Source organism: Candidatus Aminicenantes bacterium, from assembly GCA_026393855.1.
Taxonomy (GTDB): Bacteria; Acidobacteriota; Aminicenantia; order Aminicenantales; family UBA4085; genus UBA4085.
On sequence record JAPKZJ010000061.1, the window covers coordinates 1 to 19325 of the forward strand.

Below are 19325 nucleotides of genomic sequence, written 5' to 3' on the forward strand. Positions count from 1 at the left end.
CCGTCCGGTTGCCGTCAATCTTCAGAAGCCCGCGCAGCATCAGGCCCAAGAGCCGCGACGGGAGCTTTCGCTCTTCGGGCGACGGCTTGGCTTTTTCCGGAAACGGGAGAAAAAAGGGCTCATCTCCCGGAGATGGGAGATATCGAGTAGGAGGGGGGCTTGCGCCCCCCGTCCTCTCACACCACCGTACGTACGGTTCCGTATACGGCGGTTCAGGACGTCGCTCGGGCTCCGAGGAAGCTGTCCAACAGTGACACGAGTCCTAAGCGGGTAAACTCGGCTTTTTGGTATGCCTCGTTCATGTGCGAGGCCCCGGCGTTCCACCAGGGTCCACGTCCGTTCGAAGCCGATTTCCAGGCCCGGTCTTGGTCCAGTCCGCGTTGCATCAGCTTTCGTCGTCGGGTCGCCGGACGCTTCCACTGTCGCCAGAGCACGCACCGGAGCTTCCTCCGGAGCCATTCGTCCAGCGTTTCGAAGACGATCCGCACCTCCGCTAATCGGAAGTACTCGAACCATCCCCGCAGCTTCACGTTCAGCGTCCCGATCAGCCTCAGGATGTTGCGGCCGCGTCCTTGCCGGAAGATGAGCCGAAGGCCGTCCTTCAGCCGCTTCTCCGATCGACGAGCCACCCGCATGCGCGGGCTCTTTTCCGAGGTGATCGAGTAGCCCAGGAACTTCAAGTCCCAGGGGCGGCCAACCGAGCTCTTCGTTGGATTGACCCGCAGATGCAGCCGCTTTCCCAGGAACCGGCTCACCGTCGCCATGACCCGCTCGCCCGCCCGTTTCGACCGCACGTAAATATTGCAGTCGTCCGCATAGCGGCAGAACCGGTGTCCGCGCCGTTCCAGATCCTTGTCCAGAACATCCAGCAGGATGTTCGACAGCAGCGGCGACAGCGGGCTGCCCTGCGGCGTGCCTTCCGTCCGAACCGTTTCCGGCCCGTCCGTCATCAGCCCCGCCTGCAGGAACCTCCGCAGTAGCCCGAGCAGCCGTTTGTCCTTGACCCGCCGCGCGACAAGCGCCATCAGCACGTCGTGGTTCACCCGGTCGAAGAACTTCTCCAGGTCGATATCGACAACCCATCGGAAGCCCTCCGCCACGTATCCCCTGGCCGTCTGAACTGCCTGCAGCGCGCTGCGCCCCGGTCGGAACCCGTAACTCGCGTCCGAGAACGTCCGATCCCAAGCCGGGGCCATCACCTGATGCATGGCCTGTCCGATCAACCGGTCCACCGCCGTCGGGATGCCAAGCTTTCGCACCCCTCCGTCCGGCTTGGGGATTTCAACTCCCCTCACCGCCTGCGGCTTGTATCGGCCTTCGAGCAGCTCCGCCTTGATCCTCGCCCAGTGGGTCTTCAGGTAGGGCTCCAGGTCCTCGACGGTCATCCCATCGATCCCCGGGCTGCCCTTGTTCCCTCGAACCCGTTTAAGGGCTCGGATCATGTTCTCGCGTTCGACCACCGCGTCCAGCCATCCTTCGTCCTCCGGATAGTCGGGCTCCGTCCCTGCCGTGACGTTTGACGCCTCCCTCCCGGAGTCCTTCGGCTTCCGGCCGTATCTCCCCCGATCGGGCTCGGGCCTCTCAGCCCTCTTCTCCGGCGTCTCCCTCGTCATCGAAGCTTCGGTCCTCCTATCGGTTCGTCCCGTTCGGCCCTTCAACCCGGTCGAGGGGTCTACTATGGCCTCGGCTGACTTCTGCCCGGCCTTCCCGCCCTCTCTCGAAGACAGTAGCCATGGGGCAACCGGACAGATCTCCCCGGGTCATGCACACCTGCTGTCCCGCCTATACCCGCCGCATATACGTCCGCGCGTTCCGGACAGGGTTGGGACGTTGAAGATTTTCGCCTTCTTATCCCGCGCGGCCGCCTCGATGCGATTCCTGTTCGTCGGGCCGGCGTTTTGCCTGCGGCTTCCTTCAGACCCCGCCTCGCGACGGGCGCCCTTGCCGTCCGGCTAACACTTCCTCCTGTCTGGCGTGTTCGGGACTTGCACCCTAAAGCAGGTGCGCCCTGCCGGGCGCACAAAAAAAAGGGGGAGAGCCTGGGCTCTCCCCCGAAAAAATCGTTGTTCGCTCGGATCACTTGTCCGGGTCGAGGATGAAGCCTTCCTTCATCATCCACTGGACTTCGTTGCGGGCGGCCCGGATGGTGTCGTTGGCCATCTTGAACCGTTCCTCGGCCGTGAAATGGAATCGGGCGACGCCTTCCTCGATGGCCTTGGTCCCGACGGCCACGGCCTCGCGCGGGAAAACCTCCCACTCGTCCATGTTCGGGATGATGTATTCCTCGTGGATGCCCTTGTCCTCGGCCACCTTGGCCAGCTCGCGGGCGGCGGCGACGCACATGCCGTCGGTAATCGTTCTGGCCCGGACATCGAGCGCGCCGCGGAAGATGCCGGGGAAGCCCAGCGAGTTGTTGACCTGGTTGGGGAAATCGCTCCGTCCGGTGGCCACGATCCGGGCCCCGGCCTCTTTGGCCTCCCAGGGCCAGATCTCCGGGATGGGATTGGCCTCGGCGAAGACGATGGCGTCTTTGGCCATGCCTTTGACCCACTCGGGCTTGATCGTGCCCGGACCCGGCGTCGACGCGCTGATGAGGACGTCGGCGCCCAGGAGGGCGTCGGCGATCGAGCCCTGCTTGCCCTTGGGGTTTGACCGCAGGCATATGTCCCACTTTTCCTTGAAGTTCTTCTGCAGGTTCTCCCGGTCGGCCCGGTCGCGGGACAGGATGCCCTTGGAATCGACCGAGAGCATGTTGTCCCCGTTGGCTCCGGCCAGCATGATCTGGTGGGCGATGTTGATGCCCGAGGCGCCGGCGCCGACGACGGTAATCTTAGCCTCGGCGATGTTCTTCTTGACGATCTTAAGGGCGTTGAGCAGGCCGGCCACGGTGACGCAGGCCGTGCCCTGCTGGTCGTCGTGCCAGACCGGGATCTCGCACTTGGCCCGCAGCTCTTCGAGGATCCGGAAGCACTTGGGCTGGGCGATGTCCTCGAGGTTGAATCCACCGAAGGACGGCTGGAGGGCCCGGCCGATCGCGATGATCTTGTCGGGATCCTTTTCGTCGAGGCAGATCGGGTAGGCGTCGACGCCGCCGAGGTACTTGTAGAGGATGCCCTTGCCCTCCATGACCGGCAGGCCCGCTTCGGGACCGATGTCGCCCAGTCCGAGGACTCGCGTCCCATCGCTGATGACGGCCACCGAGTTCCACTTGTTGGTGTACTCGTAGGCCTTCTGTTTGTCGGCCTGGATCTCCTTGCAGACGGCGGCGACACCGGGCGTGTACCAGATGGCGAAGTCGTTGAAGTCGCGGACCCGGCACTTCAGGCTTATGCCCATCTTGCCCTTGTAGAACTTGTGCAGGCGGGGGGCGTCCTTAGCCGGTTGGGCGGCTTTCTCGAGCAGCTCTTCGACGGTGACTTTCTTCATTCCGATGACCTCCTGTGGGATGAAAAGACGGAGGGTAATTATATGCGAACAGGGGTCAAAGTCAACGGGACCGGGCCTACCGCAGGAGCCGATCCAGGCTGTAAACGAGGTCCCGGCGCGATCCGGCAGCGAGGTCGATCGTCCCCGTATCCATCCGGATGGCGTCCTCGGGGCAGGCTTCGACGCAGAAGCCGCAGAAGCAGCAGCGGGCCAGATCAATCTCGAAGCGGGCGGCCGTCTTCTGGATCTCCGGGTCGGGGTCCTCGGCCGCTTCCACAAAGATGCACTCGGACGGGCAGACCGTGACGCAGAGAAGGCAGGCGACGCAGCGAGGCTTGCCGTCCGGGCGCGGCACGATCCGATGCAGGCTGCGATGGCGGGCCGCCAGAGGCTTCTTCTTCTCGGGATACTGGATGGTCACCGCCCCGCGGCGCCGGGTCTTGATCCCGACGAGGGCCAGGGTGTGGAAGACCATATTGACCAGGAAATGGCGGGCCGTGATGGCCGCGCCCCCGACCAGCGCCCAGAGAAGCCCGAGACTGCGCCGCATGTTATCTCCCCACCCACAGGGCCGTGGCGACGATGTTGAGCAGGCTCAAAGGGATCAGAAGCTTCCAGCCCAGGTCCATCAGCTGGTCGTAGCGCAGGCGCGGATAGGTCCAGCGCAGGAGAATCTGCAGCCAGCAGAAAAAGAAGACCTTGACCTGGAAGGCGAGGATGCGGACGGCCGCGACCAGCCAGGCGGGCCAGGTCCAGCCTCCGCCCCAGGGAAAATGGAAGCCGTCGGCCCCCAGCCAGGGAACCTGCCAGCCGCCGAAGAAAAGCGTCGTGATGAGCGCCGCCACGATGAGGACCTCCATGAAATCCGTCATCATGAACAGGCCCCATTTCAAGCCGCCGTATTCGGCGAAGAAGCCGATGATCTCGGACTCCCCCTCCGGCAGGTCGAAAGGCACCCGCTTGGTCTCCGCCAGGGCGGCGACGAAGAAGACCAGGAAACCCAGGGGCTGGAGGAAGACGCCCCAGCGGGGCAGGAAACCGGCCACCAGGCCGCCTTGGTAGGCCACGATTTCCGACATCCGCAGAGTCGGGAAAACCATGATCAATCCGACGAGCGACAGTCCCAGGGCCGCCTCGTAGGAGATGATCTGAGCGGCGCCCCGGACGCTGCCCAGGAGGGCGAATCGGCTGTTGGACGCCCAGCCGGCCAGAAGGACGCCGTAGACGCCGAGGGCCAGCATGGCCAGCACAAACAGCAGGCCGATGTCGGCATCGAAGACCTGGAGGGAGACGAGTCCGGAGCCGATGCGGATGGTCGGGCCGATCGGCACCGCGGCGATCGTCACGGCGACGAAGAAGAACGAGAGCAGCGGGGCCAGAGTGTGGAGGACGCGGTTGCCGAACCGCGGCACGAAGTCCTCCTTGAAGATCATCTTGATGGCATCGGCGATCGGCTGGAACAGGCCGACGATCCGCAAGCCCAGGATCTTGGCCCGATTGGCCCCGATCCGGTCCTGAATGACGGCGCTCTCCTTGCGCTCGAGCCAGGTCAGGTAGAGGGTGAAGACCAGGAACCAGACCAGCAGGACGGCGGTCTTGATGAAGAAGATCAGGATTTCGCTCATCGGCCGCCCCCGAGATCGGGATGAGCCGCCCGCATCGCCGCGGCCGCGAAGGAGGGATCGTCGGGCCGGCTGAAGACGGCGGCGTCCAGATCCAAGGCCGTCCCCAGGGAAGCCAGAATCCAGCTCTCGCTCCGGACATCGGGGCAGGGCGGATGGACGGGCTCGAACGCCTGGACGCGATCGCCCTCGCTGACGAACGTTCCGCTCTTCTCGAACACGCCGGCCGAAGGCAGGACAAGATCAAAGGCCTCTTCAAGCCCCGTCGGCTGGGGTGCGATCAAGATCTTCGTCCGGATAGCGGCGAGCGCGACGCCCGGCTCGCGCCAAGCGGCGATTCCCGCCGGGTCGGCCGCCAGGGCGATCAGCAGGGAGGAGCCCGTGACCGCGGCGGCCGGGTCGACGGATCGATCGAATCCGAGACGGTCCGCACCGCGGGCATTGGCCGAACGATCCGGCCGGAGGAGCAAGCCCTCCGCCGCTCCCTCCCGTGGGTCGAGAAAGGCGAACCGCTCGACGCCCAACCCGGCCCGGAACAGCGCCGAGGCCAGGAACAGCTCTTCCGCCGTCAGCCGGGAGCTTAAAAGGACGGCGATTTCCTTTTGTTTTCCGGTCGTCTTCATCTCCCGAAGCCGTTCGGCCAGATCTGCGATCAGCCTCTTCCAGTCCGCGGCTTCCCGTCCTCCGTGAAGACGGTTCTTGACCAGGCCCATCGACTCGTGGCGGCCGCGGTCGCAAAGCCACCAGCCGTTGATCTCCGGGTTGACACGAGGGCGGAACCGGAAAATGCCCGAAGATTCGGGCCGGCGGGCGAAGCCGGGGTGAAAATCCGCATCCATGGCGCAGCCGCGGGCGCAGAAAGGGCAGATCGTCGGCCGCGCTTCGAGGAACCAAGGCCGGGTCCGGAACCGGAAGCGGGCGTCGGTGATGGCGCCGACCGGGCAGAGGTCGACCAGGTTGCCGGCGTCGACGGAAGCCACCGGACGGTCGTCGTAAAGGCCGATCTCGGCCCGAACCCCGCGTTCAAAGAGGCCCAGTTCCCGAGTCCCGGTGATGGCGGCCAGGAATCGGACGCACCGGGTGCAGAGGACGCACCGTTCGCGGTCGAGGATGAGGCCGGCGCCGAGAGGGACGAGCTTGTCGCGCCGCAACTGTTCTTCGGCGAACGGCCCCGCGGTCAGCCCGTATTCGTGGGCGTAGTTCTGGAGCTTGCACTCGCCCGCCTTGTCGCAGATCGGGCAATCCAGCGGGTGTTCGGTGAGAAGAAGCTCCAGCACGGCCCGGCGGGCCTCGCGGACGGACGGGCTCGAAGTGGCGATCTTCATTTCCTCGCGCACGACGGTCGAACAGGCCAGCTCGAGCTTGGGCAGGCCTTCCACGGCCACCAAACAAATCCGGCAGCTTCCCTCCGGCGGCAGAGAAGCATGGCGGCAGAGGTGCGGAATGCGGATGCCCGCGGCCTTGGCCGCGTCGAGCACTGTGGCGCCTTCCCTGGCCCAGACGGGCCGGCCGTCAAAGTAAATCCGGATCATCGGGGCGCCTCCGGGGGCCGAGGATGGGCGACGGCTGCATCGAGCTCGGTGCGGAACTTGCGGGTCAGGGCCAGGATCGGCAAAGCCGCCGCGTCCCCCAGCGGGCAGAGCGTCCGGCCGCGGACGAGGCCTGCCACGCGCTCGATCTCCGCCGGATCGCCCGGCCGGCCTTCCCCTTTGGCCAGACGGGATGCGATCTTGGCCAGCCAGGAGGTTCCCAGGCGGCAAGGCGTGCATTGGCCGCACGATTCGTGGGCGTAGAACGAGGCCATGCGATCCAGCACGGTCACGATCGGCGTGTCGTCGGCGATGACGATGATCCCGGCCGATCCGAGCATGGAGCCTGCCGCGGCCAGGGAATCGACATCCATGGCAACGTTGATTTCGTCCGGGAGAAGAAGGGGCGAAGACAACCCACCGGGGATGACCGCTTTCAAGCGGCGGCCCGGGGGAAGCCCTCCGGCGTCTTCGAAAATGATCTCCCGCAGGGGGGTCCCGACCGCCCGTTCATACAGCCCGGGCCGGACGACCGTTCCGCTAACGCCGAACAGGCGGGTCCCTCCGTCCTTGGGCCGGCCCAGGGCAAGGAACGCCGCCGCGCCGTCCGCCATCAGACGAGGCAAATTGGCCAGCGTTTCGACGTTTTGAATCACGGTCGGCTGGCGGAACAGCCCGATCGTGGCGGGAAAGGGAGGCTTGAGCCTCGGCCAGCCGCGCTTGCCTTCGAGAGACTCCAGGAGCGCCGTCTCTTCGCCGCAGACATAGGCTCCGGCGCCGCGATGGACGAGAACATCCAGGCCGAATTCAGAGCCCAGGACGCGACGGCCCAGGCAGCCGCAGGCATAGGCCTCGGCCACGGCCGCCTCGAGCCGGCGGGCGATCATCTCGTATTCGCCCCGGATGTAAACGAACGCGGTATGCACCCCGACGGCGTAGGAGGCGATGATGATTCCTTCTAGAAGAAGGTGGGGGGTGCGCGTCAGGATGCGCCTGTCTTTGAAAGTCCCCGGCTCGCCCTCATCGGCGTTAACGCAGAGATAGCGCGGTCCGGCCCCGTCCTGGGGCACGAAGCCCCATTTGGCGCCGGCCGGGAATCCGGCGCCGCCCCGTCCCCGGAGAGCCGCTTTCCGGACCTCGTCCCGGACGGCCTCCGGCGTCAGGGAGGTCAGCGCCTTGCGGGCCGACTGGTATCCGCCGCCGGCTTCGTATTCGGCCAAGCGCCAGCTCCCGGCGTTCCGCGCGTCATTAAGCAAGAGGGCGGCCATGGGTTAGTCCAATCCCTCGAGCAGTCCGTCGACGGCCTCAAGATCGAGGCGGCCGTGCTCCTCGAAATCGATCATCAGGCAGGGCGAGTTCTCGCAGTTGCCCAGGCATTCGACCACGCTCAGGGTGAAGCGGCCATCCGGCGTCGTCTCGCCGGGCACGATGCCCAGGCGGGCGCGGAGATGATCCAGCAGGACGTCCCCTCCGCGCAGCGTGCAGCTCAAGTTACGGCAAACCTGGAGATGGTGGCGCCCGGACGGCCGGCGGCGGAACATTGTGTAGAACGTGACCGCCTCGCGGACTTGGATGGGGCGGAGCCCCAGCATCCCGGCCACCTCGACCTCCGCCGCGGGCGGAATCCACCCCATCTCTTCTTGGATCCGGTGCAGGGCCGGCAGCAGCGCCGCCTCGCGGGTCGGATAGCGTTCGGCCAGGCCGGCGATGCCGGCCCGGAGCGCGTCGGACAACGGCCCGCTCATCGATCCAGCTCCCCGCCGATCATATTCATTGATCCGAAGGTCGGGATGATGTCGGCGAGCAGGCGGCCGCGGATCAACTCTTCCAGGGCCGAAACAATGTGGAGGCAAGGCGCCCGCAGGTGAAGCCGGTAGGGACGATCCCCGCCGTCGGAGACGATATAATAGCCGAGCTCGCCGTTGCCGCCCTCGACCGAGGCGTAGACCTCGCCCTTGGGCGGGCGCAGGCCGTGCCCCGTCATGAAATACTGAAAGTGGCCGATCAGGCCGGCCATGGACGCGTAAGCGTCCTCCTTGGCCGGAGGGACGACGCCGGGAGCGCAGGCATAAAGACTCTCGAGCCGCTCCTTCTCGGATCCTTCGAGGTTCGGCGAGAGGATGATCCGGCCTTCGGGCTTTCGCCTCCTCGCCTCCCGGATGGCTTCGGCCGGCACCATGGCCCGCCCGTCCGCGGGGACGGCCGGGCCGGGATGCCTCTCCAGCCAGTCGCCGCACTGTTCGATCAGCCGCAGGCTCTGCTCCATTTCCAGCATGCGGACTTTGTAGCGGTCGAAGTTGTCCCCCCTCTCCCCCACCGGCACATCGAAGGCCAGGCGGTCGTAGACGAGGTAGGGCCGGGCCTTGCGGACGTCGTAGGCGAGGCCCGTCGAGCGGAGACAAGGACCCGTCCAGCCGTAGGCTAGGGCGTTTTCCCGGCTCATCACGCCCACGTCCCGGGTCCGGGCCAGGAAGATCGGGTTGCGGTCGAGCAGGCCGCGGACGTCCTTAAGGACCTTGCGGGTTTCCTTGACCGCCGTCCGGGTATCGGCCGCGAATCCGTCGGCCAGTTCGGCCCGGACGCCGCCGATCCGGATATAGGAGGTGGTCATGCGAGCGCCGGTCGTCCGCTCGATCACGTCCCAGAGAAACTCGCGGGCCTTCATCATGTAAAGGAAGACGGTGAAGGCGCCGCTTTCCATGGCCATCGCGGCCAGACAGGTCAGGTGGTCGGAGACGCGCGACAGTTCGCTCATCAAGACGCGGATATAGCGGGCCCGCTCGGGAATCTCCAGCCCAAGGAGCTTCTCCACGGCCAGGACATAGCCGAGGTTGTTGATCAGGGGAGAGACATAGTTCAGGCGGTCGGTATAGATGAGCAGGTTGAAGAAGGTTTTGCTCTCGCAGGTCTTCTCGAAGCCGCGATGCAGGAAGCCGATCTCGACCTCGGAGGCCAGAATCCTCTCGCCGTCCAGCTCGAGCATGATCCGGATCGTGCCGTGCATGGCCGGATGGGAGGGCCCCATGTTGAGCAGGAGGCTCTCCGGCCCGGCCTGGCGCTCGAGGCGCGTGGTCATGAGCCGGGCCCGTCCTGGCGGGGCGGAATCCGCGGCTGCCTCCGCCGCAGGGGGTAATCTTTTCGCAGCGGGTGGCCTTCGAAGCCGTCGTAGAGCAACAGCCGGCTGAGATTCGGATGGTCCGCAAAGCAGATCCCGAACAGATCGAAGACCTCGCGCTCCAGCCAGTCGGCGTTCTTCCACAGCCCGGTCAGGGAGGCGATCTCCGGATTCACGGCCGGCAGGCGAGCCTTGATCCGCACCCGGGCGTAAGTCTCCAAGCTTAAAAAATGGTAAACCATCTCGAACCGCCCGGACTCGTCCGGGCGGTCGACGCAGGTCAGGTCGAGGAGCATCGCCATCCGCGGCGGTCCGTCGCGCAGGAAGGCGGCCACGGCCGGAAGGTCTTCGGGACGGATCACGGCGACAGCGTCGCCCAGCGACAGCCCCGCCTCCAGGATCGCGCCCGGGCAGGCGTCCCGCAGCGCGTCTAGGGTTTTTTCTTCTTCCATCGCCAATCCGGTTCCAAGTGTTGGATCTTGTCTTGCAGCTTGAGGAGGGCGTCCAGGACCATTTCCGGCCGCGGCGGACAGCCGGGGATGTAGATATCCACGGGGATGATCCGGTCGATGCCTTGGACGACGGCGTAATTGTCATAGATGCCGCCGCTCGCGGCGCAGGCGCCGAAGGCGATGACCCACTTGGGCTCGGTCATCTGATCGTAAACGGTCTTGAGGACAGGGGCTAATTTCTGCGAAATCGTGCCGACGACCAGCAACAGGTCGGATTGGCGGGGCGAGAAACGCGTCCAACCGGCGCCGAACCGGTCGATGTCGAAGTGGGAGCAGGCGGCGGACATGTACTCCATGCCGCAGCAGGCGGTGACAAAGGGATAGTGAAAGAGGCTGTACTTGCGGCCCCAGCCCAGCATGGCGTTGAAGCTGGTCGTGATGAAGTTCCCGGACATCGGATCAGTCCCAAGTGAAGGCGCCCTTGGCCCAGGCGTAGGCCAGGCCGGCCGCCAAAATCGCGGTGTAGACGCTCATGGCCGCCAGGGCCGGGCCCTTGATCGAGCGCAGGACAAGAGCCCACGGGAAATAAAAGGCCGCTTCGACGTCGAGCAGGAGAAAGAGGAAGGCGACCAGGCTGAACTTGATGGGGAAAGGGCGGATCCCCTTCTGGAGCTCGGGGCTGCCGCACTCGAACGGCATCTCCTTGGCCGGGTTCGTCCGGCGCGGTCCAAGTACGGCGTTAAGAGAAAGGAGAATGAGGCCGAGCAGACCAAACAGCGCGAAGACGACGACGAGGGCATTCATGATTTTTCTGCGGTCGGAGGAATTTTATCGGAAAGGTAAGATTTTCGCAATGTCTCAATTGACGGCGTGGATGGCGACTCCTCCGACCTTGAGGGCGGCCTCCATGACCGCCTCGGACAGGGTCGGGTGGATATGGATGGAGCCGGCCACCTCGGCCGCGGTCAGCCCGCGAGTCATGGCCAGGGTCAGCTCCGCCAGCAGGTCGCTGGCGCAGGGACCCAGGATATGGGCGCCGAGGATCCGGTCGTCGGGCCCAGCCACGATCTTGACCTGCCCTTCGGCGCAGTCCATGGTCAGGGCCCGCCCGTTGGCCTGGAAAGAGAAGACTCCGATACGAACGTGGTCGGTCCGGGATCGGGCCTCCTCCTCCGTCAGTCCGACCGAGGCGAATTCGGGATCGGTGAAGACGGCCATCGGCAGCGCGTCATAGCGGACCGTCTCGCGGCCGCCGGCGGCGTTGGCGGCTGCCGCCAGCCCTTCGTGCGAGGCCTTATGGGCCAAGAGCTTGCCGCCGATGAGGTCCCCGATGGCGAAGACGCCCGGCACGATGGTGCGAAGGGTCTCGTCGGTCTCCAGGTATCCCTGGCGGCTGAGCGGAAGGAACGGCGCCCCGGTGAACAAGGATTCGGAATTGGGCTTGCGGCCCGCCGCCAGCAGGACCCGCTCGGCTTGGAACTCGAACGGGGTCTGATTCTTGAGGCAGGTTCCGGCCAGAATAGAGCGGCCGTCAGCCCGCCGGTGGGATTCGATTCGCATTTGGGTGAGGACTTTGACCCCCTGTCGCTTGAGGAGCAGCTCCAGACGGCCGGCCAGCTCGCGGTCGCTTCCCGGCAGGATCTGGGGCAGAATCTCCAACACCGTGACTTCGGTGCCCAGACGGGCGTAGATCGTGCCCATCTCCAGGCCGATCGCCCCGGCCCCGACGACGAGCAGCGACTTGGGGGGCGCTTCGAAGGCCAGCGCTTCCGTACTGGTGACGACGTCGGTTCCGTCCGCGGCCAGGAAAGGCAGGTTCGCGGCCCGGCTTCCGGAGGCCAGGATGATCGAACCGGCTTCATATTTTTTCTCCCCTTCACCGGTCCGGGCCAGAACGGTCCGCTCATCCGCAAGGATCGCCTCCCCCGCCACCACCTCGATGCCGCCGTGCTGCAGCAGGAATTCCACGCCCCGGACGAGACGGTCGACGACTTTGCGCTTCTCCTCCTGGACCTTGATCCAGTTGCAGCCGATCTGGGCGAGGGGTCCGGTCAGGGTCTTGCTGCGGCGGACCTCCTGAAAAACCTTGGTCTGATGGAGCAGATGCTTGGTCGGGATGCAGCCCCAGTTCATGCAGGTCCCGCCGACGCGATCGCGCTCGAAAAGGACGACGCTCCGGCCGAGCTGGGCGGCCCGGATGGCGGCGACATAGCCGCCGGGCCCGCCGCCGATGATGGCGATGTCTTTCTTGAGCGTTTCCATATGGATCTCCTCGTCCCGGCTTGAGGCCGGGGTTTCGACTTGAGGATTCTTACCATAGCCGAGTCGCCTTTCCTTTTCAAGCCGGACTCCCCCTCATGGTAGCCTATGCCGTTTGACTTGCATCTTCTCGTTCAGAAAAACGCAATCTTAAAACCAGGGCGAGGGACGTAGGGGGGATTCCATTGGAGAGGGAACCTTTAGCGGGTTCCCCGCTCCAACTGACTCCCTTGGCGGGGGAACCTTTGACAGGTTCCCCCTCCAACGCCAAGGGCTGCCTCCCTCTCAAGGATGCCTTTATCGTTTGACTTGTATTTTATCGTTCAGAAAATCGCAATCTTAAAACCAGGGCGAGGAGCGTAGGGGGGATTCCATTGGAGAGGGAACCTTTAGCGGGTTCCCCGCTCCAACTGACTCCCTTGGAGGGGGAACCTTTGCCAGGTTCCCCCTCCAACGCCAAGGGCTGCCTCCCCCTCAAGGATGCCTTTATCGTTTGACTTGTTTTTATCGTTCAGAAAATCGCAGTCTTTAAAACCAGGGCGAGGGGCGTAGGGGGCAAAACCCATCGGCGAGGGAGCGGGCACGGTCCTGTCCTCATCGGGCGAACGCTAAGCCCGATGAGGATAGGGAGCGACCGAGCCGGCCGGAGCGAACGCCCTCGCTGGGGGCGTGAGCGTGTTTTGCCCCCTATGCCCGGAGCCCTTCTTGACAGGTGAGGTCGACAATTGGACAATATGGCGAATTTTTCCTCCGGAGAGAATTCTGAAGACACTTCGCCGCTCCTCTCGTCGCTTGTTCCTGCTCTCTTGTTTTGCGGCCATCCTTTTTCTGGCGCCTTCGCCCGCTTCCGCAGCCTCAGGAAAGATCTGGGGTCGCGTCCTGGACGCCCGAAACCGTCCTCTCCCGAAGGCTTTCGTTTCGTTGTTGCCGGGCACCGGCGGTTCGGGATCGGAGACGATATCCGACAAAAACGGCTATTTCGGCTTCATGTCGATCGCCCCCGGGCTCTATTCGGCCAGGGCCTGGAAAGATGGCGCCGGGGCGGCCGAGAAGCGCGGACTGATGGTCACGGACGCGTCGGACATCGATATCGAATTCGTCCTGGCGCCAGATGCCAGGGGAGCTTTGGAGAGCGCCGCCGCCAAAGCCGTCGATTTCTCGGCCGTCGGCGCCCAAACGACGATCACCGCCGATCAGATCGACCTCCTTCCCTCCGGGAACTCGCTTGGATCCCTCCTGGAGAACCAGGACCTCTCGGCCACCACGAACCGGATCGATGTAGGCGGACTCTGGGCGACGATGCCGTTCGTCTATGGTGCCCGGGGCGGCGTCTCCTGGACGCAAAACGTCGTCCTCCTCAACGGCATGGATGTCAGCGATCCCTATGAAGGCGGCCGGGCCCTCTGGCTTCCCGACGTCTTCAGCCTGGCTTCGATCGGACACGACAACGCCATCCTGCCCGTTCAGGCGACGACGCCGGGCGGTCAGCTGTCTCTGACGCCGCGCGCGGGAACCGCCGAATTCCATGCCGCTTTCCGCGCCTTCTACACCGACAAATCGCTGAGCGCCGACAACATCACCCCCGCCCTTCAAAGCGAAAACCTGTTCGAAACCAACACCTTCAGCCGGGCCAGCGAATACGATTTCCAGCTTTCGGGGCCTCTCTCAAGCCGCGGGGCGACCTTCTTCACGGCCTGGTCGGAGCGCTCCATCGGACGCAACGCGGCCGGATTTTCGCCCGAGGACCGGTCGTCCCTGCTGTCGGGATTGTTCACTGCGGCCATCCCGGCGGCCGGCAACGTCCTCAAGTTTGTCTGGGTCGGGCAATCCGCCGCCTATGATTCCTACGGCTCGGATCGGGATGTGGCCTGGGAAGCCACCTCCCGGCGCAAGGTCCTCTCCGGCATCCTGCAGGCGATCTACGAAACGCGCCCCGAAGGCCTCCACCACAGTCGTTTAGGGCTGAGCTGGGCGGTCTCCAAGACCACCGACGGGCTTCAGGCCGAAGCCGGCGGACAGCCCTGGCTGGACATTTTCACCCGGGCGGCGGGCCGCGCTCCCGCGTCTCTGCAAGACGGGCTTCGTCAGAAGCTCGTCCTATCCTACGAGGGGGCATCGCTCTTTCCCGGTCTCGGCGACACCGATCATCGGGTTGAATACGGGGCTCAGATTCGCTCGTCGTCCGCCTCCCTGACCACGACCGTCCCCCGGAACACGGTTCTTCGGTATTACGGCCCCCGGGCGGCCGAGGTCGCGGTGTCGTCGGGTCCGTTCGATTCGCGGCTCTCCTCATTGGAAGCCAACGTCTTCCTTCAGGACGCGATCACCCTCTCCGGGCTGATCACTCTCCGAATCGGCCTCAACGCCTCCGTCCTTTCGGCCGGCAACCGGACCGCGTCGGTCCACTGGATGTCCGTCTCGCCCCGGGCCGAGCTGACCATCCCGCTCTCCCTTCGCAAGACCTCGACGTTCAAGATCGCCTTGGCCCGTTATGATCTCCAGCTTCCACTGAACACGCTGCTCTGGGGCGATCCGGGCGCGCCCGGGGCCCTGGTCTATGCCTGGACCGATCCAAACGGAGACGGCCTCTACCAAGAATCCGAACGGGGCGCCCTGCTGCGGCGGGAGGGCCCGGCTTATTCCTCCATCGACCCCGACCTCCTTCGCCCGCGCCTCGACGAATTCGCCCTGACCTTCGTCCAGAATTTCGACAAAGGCTGGCGATTCACTTTAAGCGGCTTCCTGCGGCGGACCAACCGCCTGCTGGAGACGATCAACACAGGTGTCACGGCGGGCGACTATAGCTCCCTGACGATCTCCGACTTCGGCGACAACCGGATCCCCGGCGATGCCGACGATTTGACCTTCACCGTGTTCGATCGGCGCACCTCGGCCCTCGGACAGGATTTCTTCGTCTTGACCAACCCGGATCTGCAGACCCGCACCTCGACCTACCGGGGGCTGGACTTGACCCTGATCAAGGCCTGGGACGAACGCTTCCTGTTCTACCTCTCGATGACAGCCATGGAGATCGTCGGCACGACCGATCCCGGCAACACCGAGCTCGAGAATGACGACGGCATGATCGGTTCGCTCTACGACGACCCCAATGCCGCCATCAACGCCCGCGGCCGGATGCGCTTCGACCGGGCCTACACGATCCGGCTGGGCTTCAGCGCTCCGCTCCCCTTCGGGACACGCATCGGGCTGGTGGCCAAGTACTATGACGGCCAGCCCTTCGCCCGCAAGATCATCGTGGAAGGCTTATCTCAAGGCCTGCTGTACGTGCAGGCCCACCCCCGCGGCGTGGCCAGATACGAATTCAACATGACCGTGGACCTGCGGCTGGAGAAGTCCGTGATCGTGGGACGGAACGGCGTCCTGCGCTTCCTCGTCGACGCCTTCAACCTCTTTAACCAGAGCCTGGCCACCGAGGAAAACGAATGGACGAGCCCATCCTTCCCGCTGCGCTTCGCCTCGGAGATCCAGTCTCCGCGGGTGATCCGGGCCGGCATCCAGTTCTCGTTCTAATTCTAAGGAGGGCCGATGCTCTCGACGCCCGAAAAGATCATCTTCCTTTTGGTCATCGCCGCTACCCTCGCAGCCTTCGGGGCCCCGATCCTGCGCCGGTACCGGATCGTCCGGGCCGGGCGGCCCGAGAACCGCTTCGACCGGATCGCCGGCCGGATCGGGCGGGCCCTGGGCAAGATCCTTCTCCAGCGCTGCACGCTCAAAGACGAGCGGCTCTTCACCGGCCTGATGCATGTCCTCATCTTCTATGGTGCCCTGACCTTCGACACCATGACCGTCAACCATGCCTTGGAGGGCTTCTTCGACGGCTTCTTTCTCTTCGGCGCCTCCCGCCTCGGGCTGCTGTTCTCGTTCGCCGTCGACCTCTTCGGCATCCTGGTTCTCGTCGGCGTCGCCTATTTCATCGTCCGGCGCTTTCTCATCCGGCCGCCCGCTTATGCCACGACCCGGGGCGACTCGGCCGTCATCTACGCTTCTTTGATCCTGGTCACATTGACCTACTTCTATTTCGAGGCCTTCACCCTGGCCGCCCAGCCTGACGCCGTCCGCTGGTCCTTTCTGGGCATCCGGCTGGCCCGCGGCATCGCCTCGTCGGGCCTGAGTACCGCGGCGATCGCGGCCCAAGTCAAGGTCGGCTGGTGGGCCCACATTCTGACCGTCTTCGGGTTCATCGCCTATGTCCCCCATTCCAAGTACTTGCACATGTTCACGGGCCCGCTCAACCTCGTCTTCGGCAAGCCGGAGGCCGGCCGCTCGCTCGAGCCGCTGGATCTAGAGAACAGCGAGGTTTTCGGCTTGGAGAAGGCCGCCGACTGGACTTGGAAGGACAATCTGGACGCCCTGGCCTGCATGGAGTGCGGCCGCTGCCAGGACGCCTGCCCGGCCTTTGCCAGCGGCAAGCCGCTGTCGCCGAAGATGATCATCCTCAACCAGGAAAAGCACCTGCTGGCCCATGCCGCGGCCCTGCGATCCGGGAAGCGCGAGGCGCTCCCGCCGCTCGTGCCAGAGGTCCATTCGGAAGGCGAGATCTGGACCTGCACGACCTGCGGCGCCTGCATGCACGTCTGCCCGGTCGAGATCGAGCATATCCCGAAGATCGTCGGCGCGAGACGGAGCCGGGTCCTCATGGAGAGCGCCTTCCCGGCCGAGCTGAACGGATTCTTCCGCAACCTGGAGACCAACGGCAACCCCTGGGGCATCGGCTTCGCCAAGCGGGGCGATTGGGCGGCGGTCCTGGGCGTCCCGACGGCCGCCGAGCATCCCGGGGCCGAATATCTCTTCTGGGTGGGCTGCGCCGGCTCCTACGACGAGAAGGGTACGGCCATCGCCGCGTCCCTGGCCCGGCTGTTGAAAAAAGCGGGCATCGACTTCTCGATCCTGGGCGCCGAAGAAAAGTGCTGCGGCGATTCGGCTCGTCGGCTGGGCCAGGAATATCTGTTCCAAACGCTGGCCCAGGAGAATTTGGCCGTCCTGGCCGCCCGCGGAGTCCGCAAGATCATCACCGCCTGCCCGCACGGCTATAACGCTTTGAAAAATGAATACCCCAAGCTGATCGACCGGATGTCCGACCTGTCGGCCGAGGCCAAGGAGCGGCTGCGGGGACTGACCGTCGTCCATCATGCCGATTTCCTACGACGGCTGGTGGAGGAAGGCCGTCTCACGCCCCGGCCGGCCGCGGGGACTTCCGCCTGGACTTACCACGATCCCTGCTACCTGGGCCGGCACAACGGGGTTATCGAGGAGCCCCGGGCCCTTCTCGGCCGGCTGGCCGGGGGAACGCTCCGCGAGCTGGAAAATAACAAAGAACATAGCTTTTGCTGCGGCGCCGGGGGAGGGCTGATGTGGACCGAGGAGACTCTCGGCCGCCGGATCAGCCACTTGCGGGCCGATGAGATCGCCCGATCCGGCGCCGGGACGGTCGCCACGGCCTGTCCGTTCTGCCAAACCATGCTGGGAGACGCCCTGAAGGAGCAGAACCGCGAAGGGATCGAGGTCAAGGACATCGCCCAGCTTCTGGACGAAGCGACGAGCTAGGAAAACAGGCGTTTCGCTAGTCCCCCCTCGCCTTAGCGATGGGCTAGGATTTCGCGGAACGCGGCGATAGCCCGATCCACGTCCCCGTCGTCGACGTCCTTGTGGGTGACCATCCGGATGCCGGCGCCGCCCGGCGCCGCCAAGGCCCAGATGCCCCGCCGCTCCAAATCCCCGAGCAGGCCCGGAACGTTCAGCCGGGGATGCTCGAACCCGAAGATGATGATGTTGGTCTCCACTTCGGCCGGATCGATGGCGATGCCCGGCAAAAACGCGATGGCCTCGGCCAGCCGGCGGGCCCGGACATGGTCTTCGGCCAGACGCCCGACCATCTCGGTCATGGCCAGCAATCCGGCCGCGGCGATCACCCCCACCTGCCGCATCCCGCCGCCCAACACCTTGCGCAACCGGCGGCCGTAATCAATAAAATCCCGAGGCCCGACCAGCATCGATCCGATCGGAGCCGAAAGTCCCTTGGATAGGCAGAACATGACCGAATCGGCCTGCCGGGCATAGTCGAGGACGGGGACGCCGGAGGCGGCGCTGGCGTTGAAGATCCGGGCCCCGTCGATGTGCAGCTTCAGGCCGTGCCGGTCGGCAACCGCCCGCAGGCCCTTCAAGTTGTCCAGCGGCAGAACCGCGCCGCCCCAGTTGTTGTGGGTGTTTTCGGCGCAGATCAGGCTCGTCTGCGGCGTGTGGACGTTGGGCTTCCGGACCGCTCGTTCCACCTCGGCCGGATCCATGGCGCCGCGCCGGGAGGGGAGCGGGCGCGGCGTCACCCGGGAGATGAATGTCATCTGGGTCGACTCGAGGTTGTAGATATGGGACTTGGCCTCGACGATGACTTCCTGCAGTTCCTGCGTCCAGGCCTTAACCGCGATGGCGTTGCCCATCGTGCCCGACGGGCAGAACAGGCCGGCCTCTTTACCCATGGTCTCGGCCGCCAGGGCCTCCAGGCGCCGGACCGTCGGATCGACGCCGATGACGTCGTCGCCGACCTCGGCCTCGGCCATGGCCCGGCGCATGGCCGGAGTGGGCTTGGTCACGGTGTCGCTGCGGAAGTCGGAAATCGTCATGGCGTCTCTCCTCGGGGGAATCGGGCGATATTATACTCCCCGGATTCCCCCCCTCCAAGGTAGCCTTCATCGCTTGCCTTCCATCGTATCATCCGAATACAAAATCGTTAGACCGCGCGTTATCGCCTGGCTTTCCGTCCGGAGCTCCCCCTCCAAGGAGCCTTTGCCGTTTGCCTTCCATCGTATCGTTTATAATCCAAACAAGATGGTTGATATTCGCACCGGAGCAATCGTTTCATTTGGGCTTTTCTGCAACCCCGGCCCGATTGCCAGCGTTAGGGTAA

Annotated in this window: 15 protein-coding genes; 2 read left to right on the forward strand and 13 right to left on the reverse strand. The window is 64.9% G+C overall.

From position 1 onward, the window contains the following. Positions 1-212: 212 nt before the first annotated feature. From ltrA to lpdA, 12 genes are all read right to left on the reverse strand, one after another. Positions 213-1613 carry a group II intron reverse transcriptase/maturase gene (gene ltrA, locus NTZ26_05980; protein ID MCX6560048.1) on the reverse strand — a complete coding sequence of 467 codons (1401 nt, stop codon included), beginning with the start codon at positions 1611-1613 and terminating at the stop codon, positions 213-215. A gap of 463 nt (positions 1614-2076) precedes the next feature. Further along, entirely contained in the window at positions 2077-3426 is a 1350-nt protein-coding gene (locus NTZ26_05985) for an NADP-dependent malic enzyme (protein ID MCX6560049.1), read from the reverse strand. Between the two features lie 76 nt (positions 3427-3502). Further along, positions 3503-3976, reverse strand: a complete 474-nt coding sequence (locus tag NTZ26_05990; protein ID MCX6560050.1) for an NADH-quinone oxidoreductase subunit I — start codon at positions 3974-3976, stop codon at positions 3503-3505. A gap of 1 nt (position 3977) precedes the next feature. Next, a complete protein-coding gene (locus NTZ26_05995) occupies positions 3978-5051 on the reverse strand; it encodes an NADH-quinone oxidoreductase subunit H (protein ID MCX6560051.1) in 1074 nt (357 codons plus the stop codon). After that, a complete protein-coding gene (locus NTZ26_06000) occupies positions 5048-6580 on the reverse strand; it encodes a 2Fe-2S iron-sulfur cluster-binding protein (GenBank protein ID MCX6560052.1) in 1533 nt (510 codons plus the stop codon). The genes NTZ26_05995 and NTZ26_06000 overlap by 4 nt, the downstream gene beginning before the upstream one ends. Further along, on the reverse strand, positions 6577-7797 hold the full coding sequence (gene nuoF / locus NTZ26_06005; GenBank protein ID MCX6560053.1) for an NADH-quinone oxidoreductase subunit NuoF: 1221 nt from the start codon (positions 7795-7797) through the stop codon (positions 6577-6579). The genes NTZ26_06000 and nuoF overlap by 4 nt, the downstream gene beginning before the upstream one ends. Positions 7798-7848: 51 nt before the next feature. Then, entirely contained in the window at positions 7849-8322 is a 474-nt protein-coding gene (gene nuoE / locus NTZ26_06010) for an NADH-quinone oxidoreductase subunit NuoE (protein MCX6560054.1), read from the reverse strand. Then, entirely contained in the window at positions 8319-9653 is a 1335-nt protein-coding gene (locus NTZ26_06015; protein MCX6560055.1) for an NADH-quinone oxidoreductase subunit D, read from the reverse strand. Before NTZ26_06015 ends, nuoE begins: the two co-directional genes overlap by 4 nt. Next, a complete protein-coding gene (locus tag NTZ26_06020; GenBank protein ID MCX6560056.1) occupies positions 9650-10144 on the reverse strand; it encodes an NADH-quinone oxidoreductase subunit C in 495 nt (164 codons plus the stop codon). Before NTZ26_06020 ends, NTZ26_06015 begins: the two co-directional genes overlap by 4 nt. Beyond that, complete coding sequence (gene nuoB, locus NTZ26_06025) at positions 10123-10599, reverse strand: NADH-quinone oxidoreductase subunit NuoB (GenBank protein ID MCX6560057.1); 477 nt, start codon at positions 10597-10599, stop codon at positions 10123-10125. Before nuoB ends, NTZ26_06020 begins: the two co-directional genes overlap by 22 nt. Before the next feature lie 4 nt (positions 10600-10603). Continuing rightward, complete coding sequence (locus tag NTZ26_06030; GenBank protein MCX6560058.1) at positions 10604-10948, reverse strand: NADH-quinone oxidoreductase subunit A; 345 nt, start codon at positions 10946-10948, stop codon at positions 10604-10606. Between the two features lie 54 nt (positions 10949-11002). Then, positions 11003-12406 (reverse strand): dihydrolipoyl dehydrogenase, encoded by a 1404-nt coding sequence (gene lpdA, locus NTZ26_06035; GenBank protein ID MCX6560059.1) that lies wholly within the window; start codon positions 12404-12406, stop codon positions 11003-11005. 672 nt (positions 12407-13078) lie between these two features. Here lpdA and NTZ26_06040 point away from each other — a divergent pair. Beyond that, entirely contained in the window at positions 13079-15934 is a 2856-nt protein-coding gene (locus NTZ26_06040; protein MCX6560060.1) for a carboxypeptidase-like regulatory domain-containing protein, read from the forward strand. A gap of 15 nt (positions 15935-15949) precedes the next feature. Further along, a complete protein-coding gene (locus NTZ26_06045) occupies positions 15950-17968 on the forward strand; it encodes a heterodisulfide reductase-related iron-sulfur binding cluster (GenBank protein ID MCX6560061.1) in 2019 nt (672 codons plus the stop codon). A gap of 32 nt (positions 17969-18000) precedes the next feature. On the opposite strand, the gene NTZ26_06050 is transcribed toward NTZ26_06045, so the two are convergent. Then, complete coding sequence (locus NTZ26_06050; protein MCX6560062.1) at positions 18001-19041, reverse strand: aminotransferase class I/II-fold pyridoxal phosphate-dependent enzyme; 1041 nt, start codon at positions 19039-19041, stop codon at positions 18001-18003. Positions 19042-19325: the final 284 nt, after the last annotated feature.

What these genes read in the sequence shown, in the direction of transcription:
- NTZ26_05995 (MCX6560051.1), bottom strand. Translation starts at nt 5,051, where the DNA reads ATGAGCGAAATCCTGATCTTCTTCATCAAGACCGCCGTCCTGCTGGTC.
- NTZ26_05990 (MCX6560050.1), bottom strand. Translation starts at nt 3,976, where the DNA reads ATGCGGCGCAGTCTCGGGCTTCTCTGGGCGCTGGTCGGGGGCGCGGCC.
- NTZ26_06050 (MCX6560062.1), bottom strand. Translation starts at nt 19,041, where the DNA reads ATGACGATTTCCGACTTCCGCAGCGACACCGTGACCAAGCCCACTCCG.
- nuoE (MCX6560054.1), bottom strand. Translation starts at nt 8,322, where the DNA reads ATGAGCGGGCCGTTGTCCGACGCGCTCCGGGCCGGCATCGCCGGCCTG.
- NTZ26_06045 (MCX6560061.1), top strand. Translation starts at nt 15,950, where the DNA reads ATGCTCTCGACGCCCGAAAAGATCATCTTCCTTTTGGTCATCGCCGCT.
- ltrA (MCX6560048.1), bottom strand. Translation starts at nt 1,613, where the DNA reads ATGACGAGGGAGACGCCGGAGAAGAGGGCTGAGAGGCCCGAGCCCGAT.
- nuoB (MCX6560057.1), bottom strand. Translation starts at nt 10,599, where the DNA reads ATGTCCGGGAACTTCATCACGACCAGCTTCAACGCCATGCTGGGCTGG.
- lpdA (MCX6560059.1), bottom strand. Translation starts at nt 12,406, where the DNA reads ATGGAAACGCTCAAGAAAGACATCGCCATCATCGGCGGCGGGCCCGGC.
- NTZ26_06000 (MCX6560052.1), bottom strand. Translation starts at nt 6,580, where the DNA reads ATGATCCGGATTTACTTTGACGGCCGGCCCGTCTGGGCCAGGGAAGGC.
- NTZ26_06030 (MCX6560058.1), bottom strand. Translation starts at nt 10,948, where the DNA reads ATGAATGCCCTCGTCGTCGTCTTCGCGCTGTTTGGTCTGCTCGGCCTC.
- NTZ26_05985 (MCX6560049.1), bottom strand. Translation starts at nt 3,426, where the DNA reads ATGAAGAAAGTCACCGTCGAAGAGCTGCTCGAGAAAGCCGCCCAACCG.
- NTZ26_06015 (MCX6560055.1), bottom strand. Translation starts at nt 9,653, where the DNA reads ATGACCACGCGCCTCGAGCGCCAGGCCGGGCCGGAGAGCCTCCTGCTC.
- NTZ26_06020 (MCX6560056.1), bottom strand. Translation starts at nt 10,144, where the DNA reads ATGGAAGAAGAAAAAACCCTAGACGCGCTGCGGGACGCCTGCCCGGGC.